5 protein-coding genes are annotated in these 6,548 nt (G+C 71.9%); 2 read left to right on the forward strand and 3 right to left on the reverse strand.

Annotation, left to right across the window (positions count from 1 at the left end):
* A partial coding sequence (locus E1281_RS35705) for a 3'-5' exonuclease (RefSeq protein WP_131884120.1) occupies positions 1-1,213 on the forward strand: 1,213 nt, incomplete at its 5' end.
* A gap of 10 nt (positions 1,214-1,223) precedes the next feature.
* On the opposite strand, the gene E1281_RS35710 is transcribed toward E1281_RS35705, so the two are convergent.
* From E1281_RS35710 to E1281_RS35720, 3 genes are all read right to left on the reverse strand, one after another.
* On the reverse strand, positions 1,224-1,772 hold the full coding sequence (locus E1281_RS35710) for a TIGR03086 family metal-binding protein (RefSeq protein WP_243717736.1): 549 nt from the start codon (positions 1,770-1,772) through the stop codon (positions 1,224-1,226).
* Between the two features lie 103 nt (positions 1,773-1,875).
* Positions 1,876-3,390 carry a serine/threonine-protein kinase gene (locus E1281_RS35715; RefSeq protein WP_207943697.1) on the reverse strand — a complete coding sequence of 505 codons (1,515 nt, stop codon included), beginning with the start codon at positions 3,388-3,390 and terminating at the stop codon, positions 1,876-1,878.
* Between the two features lie 36 nt (positions 3,391-3,426).
* The gene (locus E1281_RS35720) at positions 3,427-5,409 is read right to left on the reverse strand and encodes an N-6 DNA methylase (RefSeq protein ID WP_243717735.1); all 1,983 of its coding nucleotides are present in this window, start codon (positions 5,407-5,409) and stop codon (positions 3,427-3,429) included.
* 212 nt (positions 5,410-5,621) lie between these two features.
* On the opposite strand from E1281_RS35720, the gene E1281_RS35725 reads away from it, so the two are divergent.
* Positions 5,622-6,494, forward strand: a complete 873-nt coding sequence (locus E1281_RS35725; protein WP_131884123.1) for an RNase H family protein — start codon at positions 5,622-5,624, stop codon at positions 6,492-6,494.
* Positions 6,495-6,548 lie beyond the last annotated feature (54 nt).

Below are 6,548 nucleotides of genomic sequence, written 5' to 3' on the forward strand. Positions count from 1 at the left end.
GGGCGGGCGGGTTCTGCTGACCACCTTCACGCGGAATCTGGCCGAGGCGCTGGAGAAGCAGCTCGCGTTGCTGGTGGACGATCCCGAGGTGCGGGATCGGGTGTACGTCAAGAACGTGGACTCCGTCTCCTACGAGGTCGTGGGCAGGCACCACAAGCCCGCGGTCGCCGGGGACGACGTGCTCAATCCGCTCTGGGAGGAGGCGGCGGAGGGGACGCCGTTCTCGATCTCGTTCCTGAGCCGGGAATGGGAGCAGATCGTCCTCGCGCAGGGCCTGGAGAGCGAGGAGGAGTACCTCGCGTGCACGCGGGCCGGGCGCGGTGTTCCGCTGGGCAAGGCGCAGCGGGCGGTGGTGTGGCGTGCGCTCCGGCATGTGGTGGACGGGCTCGCGGCCGAGGGGAGGTCGACGTTCCCGCAGCTCGCCAACGAGGCGGCGGAGTTGGTGGCCGGGCCGGAGTACGACCATGTGATCGTCGACGAGGCGCAGGACATCCACACGGCGCAGTGGCGGCTGCTGCGGCGGCTCGTCGCGGAGGGGCCCGACGATCTGTTCGTCGTCGGGGACCCGCACCAGCGGATCTACGACAGCCACGTGTCGCTGACGAGCCTCGGCATCAACGTGCGGGGGCGCAGCACGAAGCTGAAGCTGAACTACCGCACCACGCAGGAGATCCTGGCCTGGTCGGTGCCGCTGCTGGGGTCGGCGCCGGCGCAGGGGCTCGACGATTCCGCGGACACCCTCGACGGGTACCGGTCGCCGATGCACGGGCGGCGTCCGGTGGTGAGGGGGTACGCGGACCGGGACGCGGAGCTGGACGGGCTCGTCGAGCAGGTGCGGGCCTGGCTGGACGCCGAGGTGGAGCCCGGCGCGATCGGCGTCGCGGCGCGGTACGGCTGGGTGGCGAGGAAGGCCGCGAAGCGGCTGAAGGAGGAGGGCGTCCCGGCGTATCAGGTGCCGAGCAGGACGCCGGGCGTGCAGGTCGGCACCATGCACAGGATGAAGGGCCTGGAGTTCCGGTGTGTGGCGGTCATCGGGGCGGATGAGAAGTCGATGCCCGCGGCGAAGGCCATCACACCGGAGGACGAGGACGCCAAGGCGCACGCGCAGGACGTCCAGAAGGAGCGGTGCCTGCTGTTCGTGGCCTCCACCAGGGCGCGTGACCATCTGTACGTGTCGTACTCGGGTACGCCCAGCCCGTTCCTGCCCGCGTGAGGCCGCCGGTTCAGCGGAACGGGTTCCGTCCGGTGATCGCGAGGATCCGGTCCAGGCGGGACGCGCCAGGGGGGACCTGGACCGCGTCCCCCCACAGCTCAGGTATGGGGGCGTTCGGGACGAACTCGGCCACATGGTCGAGACAGGCCTTCAGCGTGTCGTCAGGCAGCTCGACGTCGCGCCCGATCGATTGAGCGACGTCCCAGCCGTGGACGACGAGTTCGGTGAGTGCGATCTTGCCCCACAGCTCGTTCGGCAGTTCGACACCCGGGCCGTCCGTCGTGCCCCGCCACGCCTCCGGGTCGTCCCAGGACTCGCCGAGAACCTGGACGCGCTTGGCCACGTCGGCCCGCGGTCCGCCGGCGAGGTCCGGCCCTCGAACGGCGGTGGCCTGCTCGCCGCCGTCCTTGCGCGCGATCCCGGTGAATCCCCGCGCCACCTCGTCGATGTGCTCGACCAGGTCGCCGAGGCCGTACTCGGTACAGGGGGTCGGGTCGGCGAGCTGGTCGTCGCTCACGGCGGCCAGCAGGTCGATCATCTGGCGGCATGCCGGCTTCATGTCGATCAACAGATCCTCCTCGCGTTGCGCCTTCGCCGAGGTAGACCGTGAGCGCGACCGGATCTCATCGGTACGCCGTCACCAATGTCCGTGGTCAGTACACCTAGCCCGTTCCTGCCTGTGTGAGGTCGTGCAGGAGGATTTGGAGGCCCGCTATCTGTGGGTGGTCGTCGCCGTAGAGGGTGGTGATGTCGTCCAGGAGGTCGGTCAGTTCCTTGCGGGCCTGGTCTTGGGCGCCTGCGGCGAGTTTGAGGCGGACTATGCGTTCGCGTATGCGCAGGGTCAAGGGGTCGTACGGGCTGCCGCCGGAGACGTCGTCCAGGAGTTCTTGGAGATGAGTGAGGGCGGTGTCGGTGGCGCCGAGGTGGGCCTGGGAGACCGCTTCCTGTTCGCGGCAGGTCAGAACGTTGGGGTCGTCGGGGCCGTACCACTCCGCCAGGGCCACGGCGGCTGCGCGGTAGGCGTGGATGGCCCTGCGGTAGTCGCCGCCCCGGAAGAGCACGTCGGCGAGGTCTAGGCGCAGCCCCAGGTACTCCGGGTCCTCGTCGCCGAGCGCGAGACGGGTCGGCTCCGTCAGGTCGGAGAGAAGTGCCGCTGCCTGGGTGTAGCGGCCTGCCTCGGCGAGGTCGGCTGCTTCCGCGCGCGCTTGGACGATCGCGTCCAAGGTGGGGAGCCTGGCTGGTTCTTCTGTGCGGGTGACCGGGGCCGGCGGACCGGTGATCCGGATGCGGCTGACGGCGTTGGCGTACAGGTGCTGCGGTGCGGGCGTGCCGACGATGCCGGGGAGCGGTTCGAGGGTCGAGACGAATCCCAGGAGGCGCTGGTACACCTCGTGGGCATTCGCGGGGCGGTCCCCCGGTTGCTTGGCGAGAAGTCGCAGGACCAGTGCGTCCAGCTCCGGCGGGACGTCGGAACGAAGGCGGCCGATCGGGGCGGGCTCCTCGTCCTCGTGGCGGCGCATCACCTCGTAGGGCGTCGCGCCGGGGAAGACCTGGCGGCCCGTGAGCATCTCGTAGAGGACGCAGCCGACGGAGTACAGGTCGCTCTGCGGGCTCGGGCTGCCGTACACCTGCTCCATGGCCGTGTAGCCGGGCGTGTAGGGGGCTCCCAGGCCGGTCGTGGTTCGCCGTACGTCACCGGGCCCGAGCCCTACGGCGGCACCGAAATCGAGGACTTTCAGGGAGCCGTCCGGGCAGAGCATCAGGTTGCTGGGCTTGAGGTCCCTGTGCACCAGAGGGCGGCGGTGCGCGACGTTCAGGACGGCGCAGACCTGGGCGGCTATGAGCGCGGCCCAGGAGACCGGCAACCGCTCCTCCGCGTCGAGGACGTGGTCGATCGTCATGCCCTCGACGTACTGCATCACCAGGTAGAAGCAGCCGTCGTGGCTGCCGAAGTCGTACACGGTCGGGACGCCGGGATGCTCGAACCAGGCCGTGCTGCGGGCCTCCTGCTCGAACCGCGCGACCAGCGACTCGTCCGAGACGCGGGTGAACTTGACGGCCAGGCGCCGGTCCAGGACGCGGTCATAGGCGCGCCACACCTCGCCCATTCCCCCGCGCCCGATCGCCTGATCGAGCTCGTACCGCTCGCGTTCCCCGAGGAGATCGCCCCGCCGCAACGCCCACCTCCACTGGCCCGTCCCCGGCAGCGTACGTCAGTCCGCGGGGCGCAGGGCGCCCGCCCCGAGTCCTTCGAGACCGAGGCGGAGGACGTCCGCCCCCAGGGCGTGGGTCTCGCGGAGCGCGGCCTCCAGGTCGGTGAGCCGCCGGAACGCGCGGCCCAGCTCGGCCTGTTCGTCCGGGGTGAGGCGGGGCAGCCGGGCGCGGCGGACGTCGAAGCGGGCGGACGAGGTGGAGCTGCGGAGGCGGGCGCCCTGTGCGCCCAGCAGCAGCCAGCCCGCGACGAAGTCAGGGTCGGCCCGGGACGGTTCGACTCGCACCAGGGCCAGCCCAGGGCCGAGGACGGGCCCGTCCTCCGCCATGACGCGGGCCACCGGGTAGCGGGCCGCGAGGGAGACGACGATGTCTCCGGCGGTGACGCGCACCTGGTCGTCGTCGGGTGCGGTCGTGCCCGTGGGCTCGCCGCCCTGGGCGACGTCTTCGAGCGTCAGGACGGGGACGGTGCCTTCGCCGCCGCCGGCCCTGGCGGGGGGACGGAGTATCTGGAGCACGCCGGCCTTGGCCAGTTCACCGATCGTCGTCATCGGGACGTCATCGCGTGCCTGGGCCTGGGTGAGGGCAGACAGTCCGGCGGCGGTATCCCGCAGTTGGCCGGTCTTCGTTAGCAGGAGTTCCTGGGCGGCGGTGAACGAGCCCTCCGCGGCTGGGGCGCTTCGCTGGGGGAGGTAACGCGCAGGGGTGAGGTCTACCTCGTCGTCCAGCAGGTCGATGATGCGCACGACGACGCTCGCGTCCGTCCCCTCGGGCTTGCCCTTGAGGTACCGGCGCCAGGCGTTCACAGCGGCCTTGTGGAAGTTCCTCGGGTCGGCTGAGGTGTCGACCATCAGGACGTCGTCCGGAGGGGTGTCCCCAGGGGCCGGACGGCGCAGAACCCATACGGCCAACGCGACCGCCATGTTCGGCACCGCGCCGGACGGCAGGCCGATGACCGCCCGGAGCGCCCCACGGCGGAGCAGTTCCGCGCGGACGCGGCGACCGGAACGGCGGTTCGCGACGGCCGGGGGCATGAGCAGGACGACGGTTCCGCCGTGACGGACGTGCGCGAGACCGTGCTGCAGCCACGCCAGCTCCGATTCCATCCGGGGTGGAAGCCCGTACTCCCAGCGGGGGTCGCCGGTCAGTTCCTCGTAGCCCCAGCCCCGGTCGTTGAAGGGCGGGTTCGTCGCGACGAGGTCGGCCTCCCGTCCGGGGAAGGCGTCGGCCAGGAGCGAGTCGCCCGGGTGGATCTCGGCGGGGGCGCCGCGCAGGGCGAGCTGGATCGCGGTCATGCGCGCCGTCGTGTCGTCGATCTCCTGGCCCAGGAGTCGCTCGACGCCCTTGAACGCCTCGTTCGCCATGCCCAGGTACGCGCCGGTTCCGCACGCGGGGTCGAGGACGGTGCGGGCGGGGCCGCCGAGGTCGAGCATCAGCCGCACGACCGGTTCGGGGGTGAGGTAGACGCGGCGGCTGTGGTGCTCCAGGTAGCGGGTGCGCAGGAACTCGAAGGTCTCCGCGACGCCCAGTTCGCCGACCAGTTGGGACAGCGCGCGGACCAGAGGGACGGGGTCGGCGGGCTGGGCGTCCGGCATCGGGCCGGTGTGCGGGCGGACGGCTCCGGCGAGCGAGCCCGCGATCTTCTCGTCCGGGGCGGACGACAGCTCGCGCCAGTGGCCGGGGTCGGCGCGCAGGTAGAGGAGGAAGGCGCCGGCGAAGGTGAGCACGTCGGCGAGTTCGACGTCCCCGTGGGCCGCGGCGCGGAGCGTCTGCCAGACGCGCTCCCGGACGGGCGAGTCCGCGAGTTTGCCCTGGCCGCGGAGCCAGTCCTCCACTTCGGCGAGGGAGAACGTCGGGCTGACCGCCGTCCCGCCGACCGGCTGGGGAAAGTCGTCGTGGCGGCGGCGCCAGTTGCTCACCGCGGCGCGGCCGACCGCGGCCAGCCGTGCGATATCGGCCGCGGTCACGGTCGCGTCGTTCGGCACCGGCACTCCCATCGGCGGACGGCCTCGATGATCTCCACCCTAGCGCCTACCTCGGCCGATGTTCGGGTTGATCTCGTTCACGCGCATCGAACCCAGCGACCCTTCATGCACTCACGTGAACGCCATCTAAATGGTTGATTGTATTCACAGCTTCCCGTGTGGTTTGCTGTGTACAGCCGATCCGCTTCCCCCCCCCGAGATCAGCGGAGTTGATGACGATGCATGTCCCGACGATGTCGCTGCGCGAGTTCGACGACGCCCAGCGCCGGATGCCGCCCGGTCTCGCCGGGCGGACCCAGCGGATGCGGGCCTGCGCGACCCGGGCCGCCTGGTGCGGATGCTGCGGCGCCGCGCGGCGGCTCCTGCGGCTGTGCTTCGCCGCCGTCCGGCACGGCGACGGCGAGATCGCGGAGATGCTCGTCACCGAGGCCGAGCACTACCTCGGCTCCGGGCGGCACCCCGTGAACTGCCCGCAGGCGCCGCCGCGTCCGGCGACCCGCGGCGGCAGGGCGCCGGCGCAGGGCCGGGTACCCGGATGGACCGGGCTCCCGGGCGCCCTCGGCGCCGCCACCGACGCGAGCTGGAAGCGGGGCACCTGCGGGATCGGCTACGTCGTCGGCGACGGGCGGTGGGGCATGCGCGGCTGGACGTTCGGCCCGCAGGACCCGACCGGTCCCCGCAGGGTCCTGGTCAGCGAGCTGCGGGCCGTGGGCCTGCTGCTCGACCGCGTCGAGGACGACCGCGACCTGGTGCTGCTCGTCGACAGCCTGTCCGCGCTGCGGTACCTGCGGGCGTGGCGGCGCGGCGACACGGGCCTGATGCCGGACGGCTACGACCTTCGGCCCCGGCGGTCCGGGGCGGCGCCGTCGCTGGTCCGGCTGGCCCGGCGGGTCGTGGGGCGGCCCGGGCTGCGGATGGAGTACGTCAAGGGCCACTCCGGCCATCCGCTGAACGAGACCGCGGACTCGCTGGCGTCCATCGCCCGGCGCCGCGTCACCGAGACCTTCGATTCCACCGCCCGCGCCGAGGGCCTCGTCGAGGCGTTCCTCCACGCGTGGCACCGCACCGGCGGCATCGCCGCCTGAACTTCCTGGAGAACGAGATGAACCGAGACCAGTACGGCCCGCGCCGCCCCGGCC

This window comes from Actinomadura sp. KC345, from assembly GCF_004348515.1.
GTDB lineage: Bacteria > Actinomycetota > Actinomycetes > Streptosporangiales > Streptosporangiaceae > Spirillospora.

Coding starts and splice junctions, on each gene's coding strand:
- E1281_RS35710 (WP_243717736.1), bottom strand. CDS start 1,772: ATGAAGCCGGCATGCCGCCAGATGATCGACCTGCTGGCCGCCGTGAGC.
- E1281_RS35725 (WP_131884123.1), top strand. CDS start 5,622: ATGACGATGCATGTCCCGACGATGTCGCTGCGCGAGTTCGACGACGCC.